At 69.7% G+C, this 3,066-nt stretch carries 3 protein-coding genes and 2 pseudogenes (1 of these 5 running past the window's edge); 4 read left to right on the forward strand and 1 reads right to left on the reverse strand.

The genetic code is table 11. The annotated features are described in order from the left end of the window. Positions 1-480: Lrp/AsnC family transcriptional regulator (locus ACLBYD_RS12385; RefSeq protein ID WP_447816653.1), on the reverse strand; the 480-nt coding region annotated here is incomplete at its 3' end. Positions 481-538: 58 nt separating this feature from the next. Here ACLBYD_RS12385 and ACLBYD_RS12390 point away from each other — a divergent pair. From ACLBYD_RS12390 to ACLBYD_RS12405, 4 genes and pseudogenes are all read left to right on the forward strand, one after another. Then, positions 539-823 (forward strand): annotated as a pseudogene (locus ACLBYD_RS12390) (NAD(P)-binding protein); the annotation flags it as partial. A gap of 73 nt (positions 824-896) precedes the next feature. Next, complete coding sequence (locus ACLBYD_RS12395; protein ID WP_447816654.1) at positions 897-1,871, forward strand: flavin-containing monooxygenase; 975 nt, start codon at positions 897-899, stop codon at positions 1,869-1,871. Next, on the forward strand, positions 1,868-2,779 hold the full coding sequence (locus tag ACLBYD_RS12400; RefSeq protein ID WP_447816670.1) for a bile acid:sodium symporter family protein: 912 nt from the start codon (positions 1,868-1,870) through the stop codon (positions 2,777-2,779). Before ACLBYD_RS12395 ends, ACLBYD_RS12400 begins: the two co-directional genes overlap by 4 nt. Beyond that, positions 2,776-3,066 (forward strand): annotated as a pseudogene (locus tag ACLBYD_RS12405) (NAD-dependent epimerase/dehydratase family protein); it runs 703 nt beyond the window's last position. Before ACLBYD_RS12400 ends, ACLBYD_RS12405 begins: the two are co-directional and overlap by 4 nt.

The following is a 3,066-nucleotide window of genomic DNA, read 5'->3' on the forward strand; positions in this document are numbered from 1 at the left end:
GAGCGCGTTCAGCCGCCACGCCCCGCCCTCGGTGAACCACTCCGAGACCACGTGGGTGCGGACCGATGCGACACCGGGCAGCTGCCCCAGGTCGTCGACGACCAACCGGGTCATCTGCTCGTAGGTCGCGGTCGCGGCGGTGACGAGCAGGTCGGCGCCCGCCGACGGCACCTCGACGGTCACCGCGTGCGGACGCCCCGTCATCACCTCGGTCACCGACCTCCTCGCGCCGGGCACCACGGTGATCTCGAGCAGTGCGGTGGTGACCTGCGCGAGGATGCGCGGCCCCGGGGTGATCGTGGTCCATGCCAGACGTTCGCGTTCGAGGCGACGCCAGTGCCGGGCCACCGTGGCGGCATCGAGACCGAGCGGACCGGCCAGCGCATCCCACGTGGAGCGTGGGGACCACTGGAGCGCATTGATTATTCTCAGGTCGATTTCATCGATCGATCGCGCAGTTCCGTACTCGGAATCGTCCATTTCGTCATTATCCTGCAAATTCGGTGTCGAATTCGCGTGGCCTGCCAGCCTACGACACATGGAGACGGAACAGAAGTATGCGCTGATCGGGGCGGGGCCTTCGGGACTCGCCGGAGCCCGCGCGCTCTCCCGGCACGGCATCGACTTCGTCGGTTTCGAGTCCCACAGCACCGTCGGGGGGTTGTGGGACATCACCAATCCGGTGAGCACGGTCTACGAGTCGGCGCATCTGATCTCCTCGAAGACGACCACCGAGTTCGCCGAGTTCCCCATGCCGCCGCAGACACCGGACTATCCGGGGCACGCGGCACTGGCCCGGTATTTCCGCGACTACGCCGACGTCTTCGGCCTGGGCCAGCACTACCGCTTCGACACGACCGTGACCCGTGTCGAGCCGGACGGTGACCGGTGGCGGNATGACCGCCACCGGTCGGGACGGCACCGCGACCACCGAGCTCTACCGCGGTGTCGTCGTCGCCAACGGCACCCTCGCGACCCCGAACCACCCGCAGATCCCCGGCGAGTTCGACGGCGAGATCCTGCACACCAGCGCCTACAAGGACCCGACGATCTTCCGCGGCAAGCGGGTCCTGATCGTCGGCGCCGGCAACAGCGGCTGCGACATCGCCGTCGACGCCGTCCACCACGCCCGATCGGTGGACCTGAGTGTGCGACGCGGTTACCACTTCGTGCCCAAGTACCTGTTCGGGCGTCCCGCCGACACCCTCACCCGCGGCCGATCGCTGCCGGCGCCGATCGAGCAGCGCCTCGACGCGCTGGTGCTGCGCCAGTTCACCGGCGACCCCACCCGCTTCGGGCTGCCCGCCCCCGATCACCGTCTCTACGAATCGCACCCGGTCGTCAACTCGCTGATCCTGCACCACCTCGGGCACGGGGACGTGCAGGTGCGGCCCGACATCGAGCGCTACGACGGCGCCGAGGTCCGGTTCCGGGACGGCTCCGTCGCCGGCTACGACATGATCGTGCACGCCACCGGCTACGTCCTCGACTATCCGTTCCTGGACCGCGACCTGCTCGACTGGCGCGCCCACGCACCCGACCTGCTGCTGAACATGATCAGCCGCCGGTTCGCGAACCTGTTCGTGCTCGGCATGGTCGAGTCGTCCGGGCTCGGCTGGCAGGGCCGCTACGAACAGGCCGAACTCGCCGCCGCCGCGATCGGTCTCGCCGACACCGACCCGGCGGCCGCGGCGCGATGGCGCGCGGCGCTGGCGGCCTCGCCCCCGGACCTCACCGGAGGTTACCGCTATCTGAAGCTCGGCCGGATGGCCTACTACGTCAACAAGGACGCCTACCGTGCCGCGCTGCGCGAGCAGACCCGCGCGGTCCGCGAGGCCACCGGCTCGTCCACCGGGGCGGGCGTGCGGTGAACGTCGACGACGTCAGGCTCTCCTTCGACTCCGGTTCGCTGCTCGTCCTCAACGTCGTGCTCGCGGCGATCATGCTCGGCATCGCCCTCGACGCCTCTGTCGACGACTTCCGCCGCGCGCTGCGCGCACCGAAGGCCATGGCGGTGGGCATCGCCGCGCAGTTCCTCGCGCTGCCCGCCGTGACCTGGCTGCTGACGCTGCTGCTCGACCCCGCCCCGTCGATCGCGCTCGGCATGATCCTCGTCGCGTGCTGCCCACCCGGGAACATCTCCAACGTCCTCACCCACCGCGCCGGCGGCGATGTCGCCCTGTCGGTGTCGATGACGGCCGTGTCGAACGTGCTCGCCATCGTGCTCATGCCGGTCAACTTCGCGTTCTGGGGCAGCCGCAGCGACGACACCCGGGCACTGCTGCGTTCGGTCGAACTCGACGGTCTCGACATGGTCGTTCAGATCGCCCTGATCATCGGGCTGCCGTTCGTCCTCGGGATCTGGGCCGCGCAGAAGGCACCCGGCTTCGCGTCCCGCGCCCAGCCGTGGGTGAAGAACGGATCCCTGCTCGCACTGCTCGCGTTCATCGTCGCCGGGCTCGCCGGCAACTTCGCCGACTCCCTCGACTACATCGGGCTCGTCCTGCTCGCGGTGTTCCTGCACGACGCGATCGCCCTCGGCCTCGGTTATCTGTGCGGATGGGCCAGCGGACTGCCCGAGTACAGCCGCCGGGCGGTCTCGTTCGAGGTCGGTATCCGCAACGCCGGTCTCGGGCTCGGCCTCGTCATGACCTTCTTCGACGGCCTCGGCGGCATGGCGATCGTCGCCGGCTGGTGGGGGATCTGGGACATCGTCGCCGGACTGCTCTTGGCCACCGTCTGGGCCCGTCGCACCGCAACCCGAAAGGTGACCGCATGACCTCCCTCGCCGCCCTCGTCACCGGCGGCAACGGCTTCCTCGGCAGCGCCGTCGTCGCGACCCTGCGCTCGCGCGGCGTCCGGGTGATCAGCGCCGACCTCCACGAACCCGCCGACCTCCACGAACGAACAGACGCCGACGACGCCGTCACCCACGTGATCGCCGACGTCCGCGACCGCCGCCGGATCGCCGAGGTCGTCGGCACCCACCGCCCCGACGTGATCGTGCACCTGGCGTCCATCGTCAACCCTGGGCGCGACACCACCCCGGAGCAGGAATACGCCGTC

This window comes from Rhodococcus sp. C26F (genome assembly GCF_053345925.1).

Bases quoted from the DNA above. Each gene is read 5' to 3' on its own strand.
- ACLBYD_RS12395 (WP_447816654.1), top strand. From the start codon at position 897: ATGACCGCCACCGGTCGGGACGGCACCGCGACCACCGAGCTCTACCGC.